Consider the following 16,232-nt stretch of genomic DNA (forward strand, 5'->3'; position numbering starts at 1 on the left):
TTCCGACGCACTATCGGCAACCGAATCGGCATGAGCGGTTTGTGGCTAAAAGTAGGATTTAACAACGTGTATTTCAGCAATGCCCGCAGCATGGCGCGATTCGGGCTGCTGTTGCTCAATCGGGGCAAGTGGAACGGCGCGCCCATTCTGGACGATGGCGCTTATTTTAACGATATGATTAACAGTTCGCAGCAATTGAACCCTTCCTATGGCTACCTGACATGGTTGAACGGCAAAAGCGCACACATGCTGCCCAATGTGAGGCTTGTATTTAACGGCGCGCTTGTCCCCAATGCGCCCGCAGATATGTATGCGGCATTAGGTAAAAATGACCAAAAAATTTACATAGTTCCCTCTCAACGGTTGGTTGTAATACGCATGGGCGAGTCGGCGGGCAACATGCAATTAGCTGCTTCAAGTTTTGACAACGAACTTTGGGGACAGCTCAATAAGGTAATTCGATAATTTATTCGTATTTTGTGAAAACAAAGCAATGCGCGAAGGTCATTACTATCTCGCTTCATTTTTTCACAAGTATGGCGACAAACGAAGATAACGACGATAAAAAATTTTTAGAAGGTCCTCGAAGCAGGCGTGCAGAGTTTCTGTTTACGCTCAAAGTATTAGCCGATTTTATTCAGGGTTTCCGCAAATTACACTTTGTAGGCCCTTGTGTAACTGTATTCGGCTCGGCGCGATTTAACGAACATCACCCCTACTACATACAAGCGCGGGAAGTCGGTCGTCAATTAGCCAAAATGGGCTTTACCGTGATGACGGGCGGCGGTCCGGGCATTATGGAAGCCGCCAATCGGGGCGCTAAGGAAGCGGGCGGCTACTCGGTAGGATGTAACATCAAACTGCCGCACGAACAAGCGCACAATCCTTACATGGACAGGTGGGTAACCATTGAGCATTTTTTCGTGCGCAAAGTGTTGTTGCTCAAATATTCCTATGCCTTTGTGGTGATGCCCGGCGGGGCAGGCACGATGGATGAATTTTTTGAAACACTTACGCTCATACAAACCAAAAAAATTGATAATTTTCCAATTGTGCTTATCGGCGGCGCATATTGGAAACGCTTGATTGACTTTATGGAGATGATGGTAGAACAAGGCACGCTTAGCCCGGAAGATATGAATCTCATCTGCCTGACCGATTCAATAGACGAAGCTATGGCGCACATTAAAAAATATGCTATTGAGCGCTTCAATCTCACCTATCGCCGCATGAAACCAATGCCATGGCTGGGCGAGCAAATCGCTAAGGTGCGCATGAAATTAGAAGTGTAATTTTTTGACCAAAAAATTACGCCTGACGCGCTTAAAACGTGTCAGGCGAATTTATTTTGCTAAAAATTTAACATTTACAAAGCGGCTTTCAAGGCTTCATTCAACTTAGGCACCACCTCAAAAGCGTCGCCAACAATGCCATAATCAGCAGACTTAAAGAAAGGCGCTTCAGGGTCTTTGTTAACTACAACGATCACTTTGGAAGAGTTTACACCCGCCAAGTGCTGAATAGCCCCTGAAATGCCAATGGCAAAGTACAAGTTGGGGCTCACTTTGATGCCTGTTTGCCCAACGTGTTCATGGTGCGGTCGCCAGTCCATGTCGCTCACGGGTTTAGAGCAGGCTGTAGCAGCACCTAAGGTTTTGGCAAGTTCTTCAATCATGCCCCAGTTTTCGGGGCCTTTCAGTCCGCGACCGGCAGAAACTACAATATCGGCTTCGGGCAACAAAACCTCACCGGTTTGCTTTTTGACTTCCTTTACAGTGATTTTGCTTGAGCTAATGCTTGTGTTAAAAAGTTCTACCACAAGCGTTTTATTATATTCCTTCATGCCGGAAGCATTTTTCTTAATGCTTAATACTTTTACCGAGCCGGTCAAAGAAACTTGCGTAATAGCCTTGCCTGTGTAGGCAGCGCGCGTTACGGTGAAACCGTTAGACAAATCGGGCAGCGCGGTTACGTTGGTCGCTACGGCGGCCTTGAGCTTGACGCCAATCATCGGCACGGCCAAATCGGCATTGATAGATTTTGCGGTAATGACCACCGAAGCGTTTTCTTGTTGTGCGGCGGCGGCTACCAACTCTGCAATTTGGCTGCCTTGTGCGACCGTTCCGCCGTAGTGCAATATTTTGTCCGCGCCAAATTTGGCAACTTCGCCCGCATGGTCGGCTGAAAGGTCGGCAGTGGCTATGGCGATTGCTTGCCCGCCCAGCATTTCGGCTACGGCAGCCCCATAGCTGACCGCTTCCAGCGAAGATTTTTTTGCAGCGCCGTTTTCGGCTTCTACATATATCAATACGTTGCTCATTTTCAGATAGTTATTTAGTGGTTGAAATTAAAGAACTTTTGCTTCTTCGCGCAACAGGCGCACCAGTTCACCGATGTTGTCTTTGTCAATCATCTTCACGCCGCTGCGTTGCGGGGGCATTTCGTATTTACTAACATGGGTGTAGTTTTCTACTGCCACAGGCTCAACTACTTTCAACGGCTTGGTTTTAGCCGACATAATGCCGCGCATGTTTGGAATTTTCCACTCGGCGATAGGTTCTTGGCAGCCGGCTACGAACGGAGTAGCCACTTCTACAATTTCTTTGCCGCCTTCAATTTCGCGCTGCATCGTAGCCACGTTGCCGTTCAAATCTAACTTCATGCAAGGCACTACGCAAGGCAAGCCCAGCATTTCGGCAACCATGCCATGTACCTGCCCGCCGTTGAAGTCGCTGCTTTCGCGCCCCATCAAGATCAGATCGTAATTTTCTTGTTTAGCAATAGCTGCAATTTGCGAGGCTACATAGAAGGCATCGTGCGGATGCGCATTAACGCGAATAGCATCGTCTGCGCCAATAGCCAGCGCTTTGCGAATGGTTGGCTCTGTATCTGCCAAACCTACGTTCAGCACAGTGAGTTTGCCTTTGGTTTGGTCGCGCAACTCTACGGCGCGCGCCAGCGCAAAGTCATCATAAGGAGCGATGACAAAGCTGATGCCGTTTAGGTCTGGCTTTCCGTCTTTAAACGGAATTTTAGCGTTTGTGTCCGGTACGTGGCTGATACAAACTAAGATTTTCATATCATTAGGCTAATGGAAAAGATGAATTTTCGGTGTACTTTATTTGTTTTGCGAATTAAGCCATCCTTTAGATGAAATCAAAGGATTTGCCCAAAAATATTATGCTTGCATAACATTTTCTTAAACCGCATTGTTTGATGAAATCCGAAGAAAGATTGCAAGAGTTGCTGCAAATGCTTGCAAATGAGCCAGATGATGCTTTTTTGATTTATGCGGTCGCTATGGAATACCGCAAGGACGAACCTGCTAAAGCCTTGCAAATGTTGGAGCAGTTGGCAGCCAACCAACCCGACTATACAGCCACCTATTACCACTTGGCGGCGATGTACCGCGAAGCGGGACGCAACGATGAAGCGATTGCCACTTACGAAAAAGGAATTGCTGTTTGCCAAAAAATACAAGACCGCCATGCGCTCAACGAACTGCAACGCGCCTACAGGCAGTGGCAGGACGATTGGGACGACTAAAGTTGCATCTTTTGCTTGTATTGTATTTGAAAAATCAAGCGATTTTAAGTTCTGATATAAGCTCTGATAGTCTGATAGGTTTCTATCTGGGCTTTTGCCTAATGGATGAGCGCTGTTTCCTGTGTAGTAAAAGAGCCAAAACTCTTAACCACCCGATACGACTCCAAACTTTTATCCACGACCTGAACACAGGTCTTATAATAAAATAAATCATCTACCATGCAGCCTTTTATCTCGTAGGCTGTCCAAGAAGACTGAATGTAGCGCAGACTTCAGTCTGTAGCTGTTTGATTATCAAGTGATTAACCAATCACAGACTAAAGTCCGTGCTACTTTTTTTGGACAGCCTCTAAAAATGCCTTAGGCAGGTATTACCTATTGCGCAGATGCCGGTTTCACGGAAACAAGTTCTACCTCAAAACGCAGGATGCTATTCGCTGGAATATCAGGTGAAGGCGACTGCGGGCCATAACCCAAAGCAGAAGGCAGATAAAAAGTTGCCTTGCCGCCTTGCTTCATCAGCATAACACCCTCGTCGAAGCCGGGAATCATCTGTCCTACGCCGCAGGAGAATTTCAACGGCTCGCCGCGTCCCGGATCCAGAGAAGAGTCAAACTTGCGCTCGGTAGGTATGATAGAACCAGTGTAGTGGGTCTGTACCTCATCGCCTTTTTTAGGCTGAGGGCCTGTACCTTCTTTGTCAATCGTGTAATACAATCCGGAGCTGGTGCGCTGCGCATTGCTGATGCCCTTATCGGCAAGAAACTTCTTAATTATTTCTTCATCTTTGCCTACTTGCTCGCGCTGGCGTTTCTCCATCATGGCTTCCAGCGCCTGCTGGTTCATGATGTCTATGATTTTCATATCGAAACGAATGTTGCTGCCTTTTTTCAGAAATGGCGGCACCATTTGTCCATACAAGGAGTCCACAGATTCGTAGAAGGATACGCTATCGCCCTTTACAACCCGCTGCAATCCTTCTCCAATACGTCCGATGGCAGGATTATCAGGCATGAGAATCATCGGTTCGCCAAGCGCACGGGTATCTTGCAAGAGGGTATCTTTTCCCTCTGCATTAGTGCCCCACATCTGGAAATGCAGCGACATATACTCGCCGGCTTTTGCTGTTTCACCTTTATTATTGGTGTGATTGGCATAACGCAAACCATTGGGCAGCGTTTTAATGCTACTGCCGCCCTGACCGCAACCTGTCAACAAAGCAAATGCGGCAACTGCGCACGAAACTGAAATAAAAGATTTGAACATGAATGCTATCAAAATTAGTGTTTAAGTGGAAATTTGATGCGAAAATAGTAATTAACTCTCAGCTAAGATGGATTTGTATGCCGATAATACCTCAAGGAAGGTAGCCTCAGCGTCTTGTATGGACATATCGAGCCGTCCGCCTGCTGCGTTCATATGGCCGCCGCCATTGAAATAAGTACGCGCCATCTCATTGACAGAGAGATTGCCTACCGAACGCAGCGACATTTTAACGAAGCCCTCGTCTTCTTTAAGGATGACAGCAAGTTTGATACCTTTGATCGAAAGTCCATAATTGACAAGTCCTTCTGTGTCCCCTGTCTGGTGGCGGAAACGCCCCAAGTCAGCTTTTGAAAGGATAAAATAAGCTGTTTGCAGATCGGGAATTACTTTCAGACGCTCGCTCAATGCAAATCCTTTAAGTTTGAGGCGATCTAAGGTGCTGGTATCATAGATATTGCGATGGATAGCTGTGTGGTCTATGCCTGTTTCCAAGAGGTCTGCAACAATGCGATGGATGGCTGCCGTTGTAGCCGGGTATTTAAAACTGCCTGTATCGGTCAGGATACCCGCATAGATGCAGGAAGCAATATCAGTATCTATATCGTTGTGGCTGCCAATCAGCCCAATGAATTCGTAGATCAGTTCGGCAGTAGCTGCGGCGCTTACGCGGCAGTATTCAAAATCTGCAAAATCTTTTTTGTCCTGATGATGATCTATGAGTGCTTTGATAGCCGAAGTATTGGCATGCAAGAAAGTATCGAGCGGCTCACAGCGTTTAGGGTCATTGAAGTCCAGACAAAATATTACTTCTGCATCGGCAATAGCTTTAGCACATTCCTCTTTTGTTTGCTCCGAATAGCTGATCACCGAATCATTGCCGGGCATCCAAAACAGAAAATCAGGATAGTCTGTAGGCGAAATCACCGTCGGTGAATGCCCCTTTTTTCTCAGGAAACCCCACAAAGCCAAACTCGAACCCAGTGCATCTGCATCAGGCTTTTGATGGGGAATAATGGCTACTCTGCGAGGTACGGCAAGTTCCTGCCCGAGCGATTCAATACTTAACATGCGCAGTAATTATCAACCAAATTCAACGGTATTTGAAGACAACCCGATAAATACCGATTCAGCAGGCAATATCGTGCAAATTTGGCAAGAATGCTATTCAATTACAAATCGTATGCAAACCGACTAAGTAAAAAGCATGCGCAAATGCAAGGAAACACATTAATTTTGCAACTGATTATGAACCATCCTTTTTTAATCGGTATTTCAGGGGGCAGCGGCTCGGGCAAAACTTATTTCCTGAATAAGTTGATGTACACCTTTAGGGAAGATACAATCTGTCTCATTTCGCAGGACAACTACTACCGCGACCGCGACCAGCAACCTACAGACGAAAACGGCATTAAAAACTTTGATACACCCGAATCTATAGACGATCAGCAGTTTGTGCATGATATTATGCAACTGCGCAATGGCTACGAAGTGCAGCGCAAAGAATACACCTTCAACAATCCAGCAATTATACCTAAGATGCTGGTTTTTAAACCACGACCGATTATTGTTGTTGAAGGGCTGTTTGTATTTTATTTTCCTGAAATTGCAAGGCTGATAGATCTGAAAATTTTCATAGAAGCAAAAGATCATATCAAAATCAAGCGGAGGATTCTGCGCGATAACGTAGAGCGCGGCTATGACTTAGACGACGTACTCTACCGCTACGAGCACCACGTAATGCCTGCCTACGAGCGCTATATCAGCCCGCTCAAAAATGAGGTAGATATGATCGTGCCTAACAATCGAAGCCCGGACAGGGCATTGGAGGTAGTCATCGGCTTTTTAAGATACAAACTCGGATGAGTAACGGAAATCGTTTTGCAGTTATAGGATTGGGTCAATTTGGCTACTCGGTAGCACGCAATCTGGCGGCTAGGGGCGCTGAAGTGCTTGCCATAGACAAAGACATTGACCTGATTGAGGAAATCCGCGACGATGTTGCCTATGCTGTAGCGCTTGATGCAACTGATTTCAAGGCGCTCAGCTCGCAGAGTATTGCCGATATGGATGCCGTACTGGTAGCTATCGGCGAAAATACTGAAGGGCTGCTGCTTACGGTTGTACAGTTACTCGAACTAAAAGCCAAACGCATTATTGCGCGGGCAATGAGCCAGCAGCAAAAACTGATTCTGCAAAAACTCGGTATCAATGAAATTATTTCCCCTGAGGAAGAGATCGGTATGATGGTCGCCGAAATGTTGCTCAACCCGAATATGAAGGCAATTTTGCCACTGCCCGACAGCTACGAAATCGTAGAAATTCAGGTGCCGCGCCGCGTATTCAAACGCTCGCTCAAAGACATTGGACTGGCAGACAACTTCCGGCTGGAGCTTATCGCTATCAAACGCAAATACGAAGAGTATTTCGATGCCCGCAAACGATCCGTAGAACACCTCATCATTCGCCCTTCGGAAGATACAGAACTGGAATACACCGACGTGATCATCGTGCTGGGTAAATCGCAGGATGTGGTCAAATTCATTGAATTCAACAAATAAAAAAATATCCGACTATGTTTGAAAACCTGTCGCAGCGGCTCAACCAAGCGCTGAAAACGCTGAAAGGCAAAGGCTCGATTACTGAAATTAACATCGCCACTACAGTCAAAGAGATCCGAAAGGCACTTGTAGAGGCAGACGTGAACTATAAAATCGCCAAACAGATTACCGACCAAATCAAGGACGAAGCCATAGGCCAGAAAGTCCTCATTGCTGTCAATCCGAACGAGTTGTTTGTAAAGATTGTTTACGACAAGCTCGTAGAACTGATGGGCAGCGAGCGCCACGACCTGAACATCAAAGGCGATCCTGCCGTGATTATGATTGCAGGTTTGAACGGTGCAGGTAAAACGACTTTTGCGGGCAAACTTGCCAACCTGCTCAAAAGTCAGGGCAGGCAGGTGATGCTCGTAGCCTGCGACATCTACCGCCCCGCTGCGATTGATCAGCTAAAAGTACTCGGCGGACAGATCGGCGTAGAGGTTTATGCCGAACCGGACAGCAAAAACGCATTAGCTATTGCCCGCAACGCTATCCAACACGCAAAGGCTATAGGCAAAAAAATAGTGATCGTAGATACGGCAGGTCGTCTTGCGCTCGACGAGGTGCTAATGACCGAAATTGCCGAGTTGAAAACTGCCTTGCAACCTTCTGAAACACTCTTTGTAGTAGATGCCATGACAGGGCAGGATGCTGTAAATACGGCTGTGGCATTCAACGAACGGATTAACTACGACGGCGTTGTACTGACCAAATTAGATGGCGATGCACGCGGCGGCGCTGCCCTTTCTATCCGCACAGAGGTAAACAAACCTATCAAGTTTATCAGTACGGGGGAAAAAATGGAGGCACTGGACTACTTCTACCCCGACCGTATGGCGCAGCGAATTTTAGGCATGGGCGACGTACTCTCGCTTGTGGAGCGTGCGCAGCGTGCCTTTGACGAGGATGAAGCCCGCCGCATCAATCAGAAAATCCGCAAGAATCAACTCGACTTCAACGACTTCCTCAGCCAACTACAGCAGATCAAGCGCATGGGCAACCTCAAAGATCTCATAGGAATGATCCCCGGCATGAGCACCATGATGAAAGATGTTGCCATTGACGATGATGCCTTTAAGCCAATCGAGGCTATTATCCTTTCGATGACACCTAAGGAGCGCAGCAATCCTGAATTGGTGAACAATGCCAGCCGCAAAAAACGCATTGCGGCAGGTAGCGGCACCTCTGTCGTACAGGTCAACAACCTGCTCAAGCAGTTTGATGCCATGCGCAACATGATGAAGAAAATGAACCAGATGAATCCTGCCCAGTTGCAGAAAATGGCTAAGAAACGCCGTTAGTATTGCTTTGAAGAAAATCCTCGATCATAATTTCCAATTGCCGCGCACGTGCCTCCCAAGTGTTCTGCGCGGCAACTTGCATTCTCCGGCGGGCTTTATCGGGCGTATCGGTAGCTATAGAACGGCGTACAGCAGCAATAAAATCCTCCTGTGAGTCTGCCAGTTCAATCACATGCCCAAATGAGCGAATGTCTTCCGAAAAAGCTGTTGCAACAACGGGCTTCCCCGCCGCCAGATATTCATTGATCTTCAGCGGATAAATACTTTTGGTCAGCGTATTGCAAAGAAACGGAATCAGCATACAATGCATGTGTTGGAGATAGGCTGGTAGTTCTGTCATTGGCTTGCTGCCCAAGAAGAACACATTGGAGAGCCGGCGCAAACCTGCGGCCGCTGCCTCCTGCGGCGAACTCAGCGGTCCGATCAGTACGACGTTTAGCTCCGGACAGGCTGCTGCCAGCCCGGCCAGCAGCGCAAAGTCATTGCGGGCAGCATCTACATTGCCTACATAGCCAATGCAAGGTTTATCAGGCGGCGGCAAATCGGCGGGGCGCACAAAATCCTGCATAACCGAACGACTGAACAGTGTTACGTCGGCAGCGTTGGGCAGATAGAAAGTAGCAGTATTCCACGCCTGTAGTTTGTTATAGAGTGTGCGGCTGGTTGTTAGTACAAGTTCGTAGGCAGCAACGATGCGCTGCTCGCCTATAACGCCGTGTCGTGCAGTGTAAGGTTCTTGCGAAATATCATCTACCGAGTAGTAAATTTTTGTAAGCGGCTGTAGGTCTTTGGGGAAATCAAAGCCTGCATAAGGATAATATACATTCATAAAAACCCAGTCGCGCAGTTGGTATTGGCTGATAAGTCGGCGAATCGCTTTCCAAAGCAGCCGCTCGTTGATCATCTGCAATAGCCGATAAAATTTGCCTTCAGGCAGAAAATTTACCGGTAGAAAAGGCGGCAACGCAATAGCAGTAAAGCCTTCGGGCCAATCTTTTTGGCGGTAAAAAAGCGGACTGCCGCCTATTGCCTGCCTTCTATTGCGAATAGGCGCCGTGTTCCATTGCTTCCATACATCTTTCCATGTAAACGGCTGCTCGATATAAAATACGCGGCGCTGCGCAGCGAGCGCCTTAGCCAACGAAAAAGCTGTAGATGAATACGCGCCATCGGTGCGGCTGTGCGAAAAAATGACAATATCTTTCATTTGTAAAACCAGACAGGTTTTCGCAACGAATGTAAGACTTTTTATCTACTTTTGTCTGTAGATACTCGATAATTCCTATCTGACTACTCAACGACAAAACAAGCATTGAAACGCAGCTTGCTAACCATTTTAGGGGCATTAATCCTCGCTTTGAGCAGTGCATTTGCACATGCTCAGGCAAGTCATCCGCTATTGGATAGCCTGAATAGAGAACTGTCGAAAGTACAATCCGATACTGCCCGCACACGCATTTATTTGCAAATGGCCACTTTTGCATGGCAACATGCATTCAACGAGGAAGCCATGCATTACGCCAAGAGTGCGCTGGATGGCGCTGTGAAATCTAACAACGAATTACTACAAGCAAACGCCTATCGTATTTTGGGAATTGTCTATACCAATAAAGGTAAATATGACAAAGCAATCAGCCATTATCAACTTGCACAAAGTATTTATGTCAGCCTGCCCAAGATAGACACACTCAATCTGGCACGTACTTTAAATAACATAGGGCTGTTGTACAGCTATCAGGGCTATGTTTTCATTAGTTTAGAGTACTTTCACAACGCTCTGCAACTGCGAAGAGCGATCGGCGATAATATCGGTATTTCTAACTCCATTACCAATATCGGACGGATTCGCAGCAATATCAGGGATTATGACAGCGCACGCTATTATTTCAGACAAGCCTACGAAATTCGCCGCAGGGAAAACGACTTATATGCCACAACTGCGTCGCTGACAGATATTGGGGAATCGCATCGCAAGTCGGGCAATAGCGATTCGGCGCTACACTACTATTGGAAAGCCTATGAACTTGCATCTTCCAACCATGTAAATTACAACGCATCCTTTGCCCTGTCTGCTATCAGCAATATTTATTCGGATCGCCGCCAATATGACGATGCCCTCCGCTATGCAATTGCCTCCAACTCTCTTGCCATAGGAACGAGTAACTGGCAGCACGTTCGATCGCTCAACTCGTTAGCACAAGCCTATATTGGTTTGAGGCGACTTAAGGATGCTAAAAAAACACTTGAACAAGCAAAACGAATCGGCGATATCTCGCAGACGAGAATGGAACTGCTCACTACCTATCTGCTGTTCTACAAGTTGGATTCCGTAGCAGGCAACTACAACAGCGCATTAAAATGGCTCAATATGCACTGGAACTTAAAAGACAGCATCAACACTGCTAACAGCGTCAACCAGTCTATCGAACTCAAATACATACAGGAACTTAAAGACAAACAAGAAGCCCAAGTACAGCTTAGCAAAGAGCAGGAACGCAAAAAAACAGAAGCAGAAACGCAAAAATCTGCCCGTCAGGCAACAATCGTTATCATTGCGTCCCTCATAATGATTATAGGAAGCCTGATTTACGTCTCGTTGAAAACTAGACGAAAAAATGATCAACTCGCCGAACGGCAGGCAACTATCGAAAAAATAAACAAGGATCTTTCTGCAAGCAGCCGTGCCTATCGCCAAAAAGCTAAAGAGTTAGAAGAAACCGTTACTCTCCTCAGAAAAAGCAACGAAGATCTTACAGAACTCAATCGGGAAAAAGACGGGCTAATGGGAGTAATGGCACACGACCTGAAAACCCCTTTGGACGGCATCAAAGGCTTGACAGAAGTCATCCAAATGCAGCAAAATCTGGACGATCATCAACTGGAATGCCTCCGACTAATCGAGCTTTCCGTTGAGCGCGGCACGTCGCTCATCGGCGATATTCTGTTCCTCAATGCACACGAAGGGCGCTACAATCCCCCCAAATTCGAGCAGGTCAATCTGCAAGAGATAATAGAGCCGAGTTTGCAGCTCCACATGAACCGCGCAGCAAAGAAACAGATTGACTTCGAGTGGCAAACCGACGCAGATACACAGGTGATAACTGACCCCAGATGGATTTTGCGCATTATTGATAATTTGGTTTCCAATGCTATCAAATTCACTTTTACAGGCCACAAAGTGCAGTTTTACGCAGGCGTGCAACAGGAGCGTTTAATCATCAAAGTAACAGATCAGGGGCAGGGCATTCCAATTGACGAGCAAAAGCTGCTGTTTACCAAGTTTAAGCGCCTGAGTGCCAGCCCGACTGGCAACGAAAGTAGCACAGGGCTGGGACTTGCTATTGTTAAACAATTGGTTGAAGAGCTACAAGGGGATATCAGAGTAGAGAGCGCTAAGGGCGTAGGTTCTACCTTTACTGTATATTTGCCGCTGCAACCCCTTCAAGCAGTTTAAGGCAATCTATGAAAATCGGATTATTTGTTCCCTGCTATATTGACCAGTTTTATCCACAGGTAGCCATAGCTACGCTCGAGATTTTCGAGCGGCTTGGTATCCAAGTTGGCTACCCCACAGATCAGACCTGCTGCGGACAACCTATGGCAAACAGCGGCATGGAATCCGAAGCGCTGCCTGCCATGCAGCTATTAGTCAAAAATTTTACTGATTTTGAATACATCGTAGCCCCTTCGGGTTCATGCGTGTACCACATCCGCAAACACTACGACACGCTGCCACAAACTGAGGAAGTACAGCACGTACGCAAACACACTTATGAACTTTGCGAATTTTTGACCGATGTACTACAAATAACAGATCTGGGCGCATCTTTCCCTTTCAGAACAGGATTGCACCAAAGTTGCCACGGGCAGCGCGGGCTGCGGCTGGCACAATCATCTGAGCTGGTAGCACCGCCGTTTTCCAAAGTAGAGCAATTACTGAGCAAAGTAAAAGGCATTCAGCTTACCACTTTGCGCCGCACAGACGAATGCTGTGGCTTTGGGGGAACTTTTGCAGTGTCGGAAGAAGCTGTATCCGTCAAAATGGGCTTAGACCGCATTGCAGACCATACAGCGGCAGGCACGCAGGTCATCACAGGAACGGACACTTCCTGCCTGATGCATCTGGAAGGTTTGCTCAAAAGACAGAAAAGCAATATGCGGGTGATGCACATAGCTGAGATTCTCAACAGTCGGTTGTAAGCTGTATTTCCCTTTTTCTGAGGCTGTCCAAAAAGTAACACAGACTTTAGCCTGTTATTTGTTAATCACGTGATAATCAAATAGCTACAGATTGAAGTCTGTGCTACATTCAGCCTTTTTAGAAAGCCTCGATTGACCCATCATGCAATTCATCATGGTATATTTCATCACAGAAAAATAGCACAGGGCAAGCTGAAAATGTCTGCTCCTCATGCAGCACAAGCAACGACATTTAGAACACTGATTTTTTTCATAAAAATCTACAGGAATCTGTGAAACAAGCATTCCAAAAATTTAATGTGGCGTGCGAGGATGGCTCACGTTCAAAGATTCCCGTTCCGGACAATAATTCCAAAAGATTTAACCTTTCTAATCGCACAAACCATTTCCAAATGGTTTAATTTCGCCCAATTTTTGGGCTTGTATCAACCGCACGCGTTTGTCCTGCCCTGTGAAGTTCCTTTTCATCCATTTTTCCAAGTAAAATCTGATTTGAGATGCCGAAAAATCAAGACATCAAATCCGTGCTTATCATTGGTAGCGGGCCTATTGTCATCGGACAGGCTTGCGAATTTGACTACTCCGGTTCGCAGGCGGCGCGTTCACTGCGCGAAGAGGGCATTGAAGTTACGCTGATTAACTCCAATCCAGCAACCATTATGACCGACCCGGTTACCGCCGACAACGTGTATTTGATGCCGTTAGAGAAAAAGTCTATTGTCAAAATTCTTGAAAAGCATAAAATTGATGCCGTGCTGCCAACGATGGGCGGACAAACGGCGCTCAATCTTGCCATTGAGTGCGAAAAGGCAGGCATCTGGAAAAAATACGGAGTGAAAATTATCGGCGTGGATATCAACGCCATCAACACCACCGAAGACCGCGAACTGTTCCGCAAAAAAATGCTGGAATTGGGCGTAAACGTCTGCAAAGGACGCACCGCCAAATCATTTCTGGAAGGCAAAGAAATTGCACAGGAAATTGGCTTTCCGCTCGTTATTCGCCCTTCGTTTACGCTCGGCGGCTCAGGCGGCGGCTTTGTAAATAGCCCCGAAGAGTTTGACAAAGCGCTGCAACATGGTTTGCAAACTTCGCCCGTACACGAGGTGCTCGTAGAGCAGAGCATTCTCGGCTGGCGCGAATACGAACTAGAACTCCTGCGCGACAACAACCAAAACATCATTATCATCTGTTCCATCGAGAACTTTGACCCAATGGGCGTACACACGGGCGACTCCATCACCGTTGCCCCTGCCATGACGCTGCCTGACACGGTCTATCAGCAAATGCGCGATCTGGCAATCAAGATGATGAACGGCATCGGGCAGTTTGCCGGCGGCTGCAACGTACAGTTTGCCGTCAATCCGGTGGACGATACTATTGTTGCCGTTGAAATCAATCCGCGTGTAAGCCGCTCCTCAGCGCTGGCATCCAAAGCAACAGGCTACCCAATCGCTAAAATTGCTGCCAAACTCGCCATCGGCTACAATCTGGACGAACTCATCAACCCGATTACAAAAACGACTTCCGCCTATTTTGAGCCTGCATTAGACTATGTAATCGTCAAAATTCCGCGCTGGAACTTCGATAAATTCCGTGGGGCCAATACCGAACTGGGGCTACAAATGAAATCCGTAGGCGAAGCGATGGGCATTGGCAGAAACTTTCAAGAAGCGCTGCAAAAAGCCTGTCAGTCGCTGGAAATCCGCCGCAACGGGCTGGGGGCCGACGGCAAAGAGCTAACAGACCAAGAAGCCATCCTGAAAAGCCTCGCGCATCCCAGTTGGAATCGCCTGTTCCATATCTACGATGCCTTCAAAATGGGCATCGCTTTCAGAACCATCCAAAAACTGACCAAAATTGACCGCTGGTTTTTGAGCCAAATCGAGGAATTGGTCTTGTTGGAAAAAGAAATTCAAAAATATACGCTCGAAACCCTGCCGCGTCAATTATTTTTAACTGCCAAGCAAAAAGGCTATTCCGACCGTCAATTAGGACACTTGTTGCGCTGTTTGGAAAGCGAAGTGCGCGCCCGTCGCAAAGCGCTGAATATCAACCGTGTATATAAATGTGTAGATACCTGCGCCGCTGAATTTGAGGCAAAGACTCCTTATTATTACAGCACGTTTGAAGAGAGCGAAAACGAATCAATACGCTCCGACCGCAAAAAAATCATCGTACTGGGTTCAGGGCCAAACCGCATCGGGCAGGGCATCGAGTTCGACTACTCCTGCGTACACGGCGTACTGGCTGCCCGCGAAGAGGGTTATGAAACCATCATGATGAACTGCAACCCCGAAACTGTTTCCACCGACCCCGATATTTCCGATAAACTCTACTTCGAGCCGGTTTTCTGGGAGCACCTCATTGACCTTGTTGAACACGAAGAACCCGAAGGCGTAATTGTTCAGTTAGGCGGACAAACTGCCCTCAAATTAGCCGAAAAACTGCACCGCTACGGCATCAAGATCATCGGAACGGACTTTGAAAGCCTCGATTTGGCGGAAGATCGCGGTAAATTTTCCGATTTGCTGAAAGCGCATAAAATCCCCTACCCTGCCTACGGAGTAATTGAAGATGCCGATCAGGCTTCAGACCTCGCCAAAGAGTTGGGCTATCCGCTGCTGGTGCGCCCCAGCTACGTACTCGGCGGGCAAAGCATGAAAATTGTTATCAACGATCAGGAATTGGAGCAGCATGTTGTCAATATTTTAAACCAAGACCCTGACAACCGCGTACTGCTCGATCACTTTTTAGACGGAGCAATTGAAGCCGAAGCCGATGCGATCTGCGACGGCGAAGATGTGTACATCATCGGTATCATGGAACATATTGAGCCTGCCGGAATCCACTCAGGCGACTCCAATGCCGTGTTGCCGCCGTTCAACCTCGGCGATTTAGTGCTCAAGCAGATCCGCGACCATACCCGCACCATCGCGCTTGCGCTGAAAACCGTTGGTCTGATCAACATTCAGTTTGCTATTAAAAACGACGTTGTGTACGTAATCGAGGCAAACCCACGCGCCAGCCGTACCGTGCCGTTTATTTGCAAAGCCTACCGCGAACCTTATGTAAATTATGCTACGAAGGTGATGCTGGGAACGAAAAAAATCAAAGATTTTACGTTCAATCCGCATCGCGAAGGATACGCTATTAAAATTCCGGTGTTCTCGTTCAACAAGTTCCCGGGTGTGAACAAGGAGTTAGGGCCCGAAATGAAGTCCACAGGCGAAGCGATCTACTTCATCAGTGATCTGGACGATGATAAATTCCTGCAACTCTACGCGGAGCGAAACCTGTATTTGAGCCGATAGTTTTG

At 47.2% G+C, this 16,232-nt stretch carries 13 protein-coding genes and 1 pseudogene; 9 read left to right on the plus strand and 5 right to left on the minus strand.

Going from position 1 to position 16,232, the window contains the following annotated elements; translation table 11 throughout:
• Both ACWIP2_RS08060 and ACWIP2_RS08065 read left to right on the plus strand, forming a co-directional pair.
• Nucleotides 1–465: pseudogene (locus tag ACWIP2_RS08060) on the plus strand (serine hydrolase); the annotation flags it as partial.
• A gap of 71 nt (nucleotides 466–536) precedes the next feature.
• Nucleotides 537–1,292 (plus strand): LOG family protein, encoded by a 756-nt coding sequence (locus tag ACWIP2_RS08065; RefSeq protein ID WP_448519408.1) that lies wholly within the window; start codon nucleotides 537–539, stop codon nucleotides 1,290–1,292.
• Between the two features lie 74 nt (nucleotides 1,293–1,366).
• Here ACWIP2_RS08065 and ACWIP2_RS08070 read toward each other — a convergent pair whose 3' ends face one another.
• Together ACWIP2_RS08070 and ACWIP2_RS08075 are read right to left on the minus strand one after the other, a co-directional pair.
• Nucleotides 1,367–2,320 carry an electron transfer flavoprotein subunit alpha/FixB family protein gene (locus tag ACWIP2_RS08070; RefSeq protein WP_448519409.1) on the minus strand — a complete coding sequence of 318 codons (954 nt, stop codon included), beginning with the start codon at nucleotides 2,318–2,320 and terminating at the stop codon, nucleotides 1,367–1,369.
• Between the two features lie 27 nt (nucleotides 2,321–2,347).
• The gene (locus tag ACWIP2_RS08075; RefSeq protein WP_448519410.1) at nucleotides 2,348–3,079 is read right to left on the minus strand and encodes an electron transfer flavoprotein subunit beta/FixA family protein; all 732 of its coding nucleotides are present in this window, start codon (nucleotides 3,077–3,079) and stop codon (nucleotides 2,348–2,350) included.
• 137 nt (nucleotides 3,080–3,216) lie between these two features.
• Between ACWIP2_RS08075 and ACWIP2_RS08080 the strand changes: the two genes are divergently transcribed.
• Entirely contained in the window at nucleotides 3,217–3,546 is a 330-nt protein-coding gene (locus ACWIP2_RS08080) for a tetratricopeptide repeat protein (protein ID WP_448519411.1), read from the plus strand.
• Nucleotides 3,547–3,921: 375 nt separating this feature from the next.
• On the opposite strand, the gene ACWIP2_RS08085 is transcribed toward ACWIP2_RS08080, so the two are convergent.
• Entirely contained in the window at nucleotides 3,922–4,812 is an 891-nt protein-coding gene (locus ACWIP2_RS08085) for an FKBP-type peptidyl-prolyl cis-trans isomerase (RefSeq protein ID WP_448519412.1), read from the minus strand.
• Between the two features lie 51 nt (nucleotides 4,813–4,863).
• Entirely contained in the window at nucleotides 4,864–5,880 is a 1,017-nt protein-coding gene (locus ACWIP2_RS08090) for a DHH family phosphoesterase (RefSeq protein WP_448519413.1), read from the minus strand.
• 177 nt (nucleotides 5,881–6,057) lie between these two features.
• Between ACWIP2_RS08090 and ACWIP2_RS08095 the strand changes: the two genes are divergently transcribed.
• The 3 genes from ACWIP2_RS08095 to ffh are packed head-to-tail and all read left to right on the plus strand — an operon-like array spanning nucleotide 6,058 to nucleotide 8,713.
• A complete protein-coding gene (locus ACWIP2_RS08095; RefSeq protein WP_448519414.1) occupies nucleotides 6,058–6,675 on the plus strand; it encodes a uridine kinase family protein in 618 nt (205 codons plus the stop codon).
• Complete coding sequence (locus ACWIP2_RS08100) at nucleotides 6,672–7,370, plus strand: potassium channel family protein (RefSeq protein ID WP_448519415.1); 699 nt, start codon at nucleotides 6,672–6,674, stop codon at nucleotides 7,368–7,370. The genes ACWIP2_RS08095 and ACWIP2_RS08100 overlap by 4 nt, the downstream gene beginning before the upstream one ends.
• Before the next feature lie 14 nt (nucleotides 7,371–7,384).
• Nucleotides 7,385–8,713 carry a signal recognition particle protein gene (gene ffh, locus ACWIP2_RS08105; protein WP_448519416.1) on the plus strand — a complete coding sequence of 443 codons (1,329 nt, stop codon included), beginning with the start codon at nucleotides 7,385–7,387 and terminating at the stop codon, nucleotides 8,711–8,713.
• On the opposite strand, the gene ACWIP2_RS08110 is transcribed toward ffh, so the two are convergent.
• Nucleotides 8,697–9,920 (minus strand): glycosyltransferase, encoded by a 1,224-nt coding sequence (locus ACWIP2_RS08110; RefSeq protein WP_448519417.1) that lies wholly within the window; start codon nucleotides 9,918–9,920, stop codon nucleotides 8,697–8,699. The two genes, ffh and ACWIP2_RS08110, sit on opposite strands and share 17 nt — an antisense overlap.
• Before the next feature lie 105 nt (nucleotides 9,921–10,025).
• Here ACWIP2_RS08110 and ACWIP2_RS08115 point away from each other — a divergent pair, with 105 nt between their 5' ends.
• The 3 genes from ACWIP2_RS08115 to carB all read left to right on the plus strand — a co-directional run bounded on the left by ACWIP2_RS08115 (nucleotide 10,026) and on the right by carB (nucleotide 16,227).
• On the plus strand, nucleotides 10,026–12,167 hold the full coding sequence (locus ACWIP2_RS08115) for a tetratricopeptide repeat protein (protein WP_448519418.1): 2,142 nt from the start codon (nucleotides 10,026–10,028) through the stop codon (nucleotides 12,165–12,167).
• An 8-nt stretch (nucleotides 12,168–12,175) separates the two neighbouring features.
• Nucleotides 12,176–12,913 (plus strand): (Fe-S)-binding protein, encoded by a 738-nt coding sequence (locus ACWIP2_RS08120; protein ID WP_448519419.1) that lies wholly within the window; start codon nucleotides 12,176–12,178, stop codon nucleotides 12,911–12,913.
• 497 nt (nucleotides 12,914–13,410) lie between these two features.
• Entirely contained in the window at nucleotides 13,411–16,227 is a 2,817-nt protein-coding gene (gene carB / locus ACWIP2_RS08125; protein WP_448519420.1) for a carbamoyl-phosphate synthase large subunit, read from the plus strand.
• The last annotated feature ends 5 nt before the right edge of the window (nucleotides 16,228–16,232 follow it).

The sequence above is a fragment of the Rhodoflexus sp. genome (assembly GCF_053489755.1).

Excerpts from the sequence above, each read along its gene's own strand:
- ACWIP2_RS08065 (WP_448519408.1), top strand. The coding sequence starts at position 537 with ATGGCGACAAACGAAGATAACGACGATAAAAAATTTTTAGAAGGTCCT.
- ACWIP2_RS08070 (WP_448519409.1), bottom strand. The coding sequence starts at position 2,320 with ATGAGCAACGTATTGATATATGTAGAAGCCGAAAACGGCGCTGCAAAA.
- ACWIP2_RS08075 (WP_448519410.1), bottom strand. The coding sequence starts at position 3,079 with ATGAAAATCTTAGTTTGTATCAGCCACGTACCGGACACAAACGCTAAA.
- ACWIP2_RS08080 (WP_448519411.1), top strand. The coding sequence starts at position 3,217 with ATGAAATCCGAAGAAAGATTGCAAGAGTTGCTGCAAATGCTTGCAAAT.
- ACWIP2_RS08085 (WP_448519412.1), bottom strand. The coding sequence starts at position 4,812 with ATGTTCAAATCTTTTATTTCAGTTTCGTGCGCAGTTGCCGCATTTGCT.
- ACWIP2_RS08090 (WP_448519413.1), bottom strand. The coding sequence starts at position 5,880 with ATGTTAAGTATTGAATCGCTCGGGCAGGAACTTGCCGTACCTCGCAGA.
- ACWIP2_RS08095 (WP_448519414.1), top strand. The coding sequence starts at position 6,058 with ATGAACCATCCTTTTTTAATCGGTATTTCAGGGGGCAGCGGCTCGGGC.
- ACWIP2_RS08100 (WP_448519415.1), top strand. The coding sequence starts at position 6,672 with ATGAGTAACGGAAATCGTTTTGCAGTTATAGGATTGGGTCAATTTGGC.
- ffh (WP_448519416.1), top strand. The coding sequence starts at position 7,385 with ATGTTTGAAAACCTGTCGCAGCGGCTCAACCAAGCGCTGAAAACGCTG.
- ACWIP2_RS08110 (WP_448519417.1), bottom strand. The coding sequence starts at position 9,920 with ATGAAAGATATTGTCATTTTTTCGCACAGCCGCACCGATGGCGCGTAT.
- ACWIP2_RS08120 (WP_448519419.1), top strand. The coding sequence starts at position 12,176 with ATGAAAATCGGATTATTTGTTCCCTGCTATATTGACCAGTTTTATCCA.
- carB (WP_448519420.1), top strand. The coding sequence starts at position 13,411 with ATGCCGAAAAATCAAGACATCAAATCCGTGCTTATCATTGGTAGCGGG.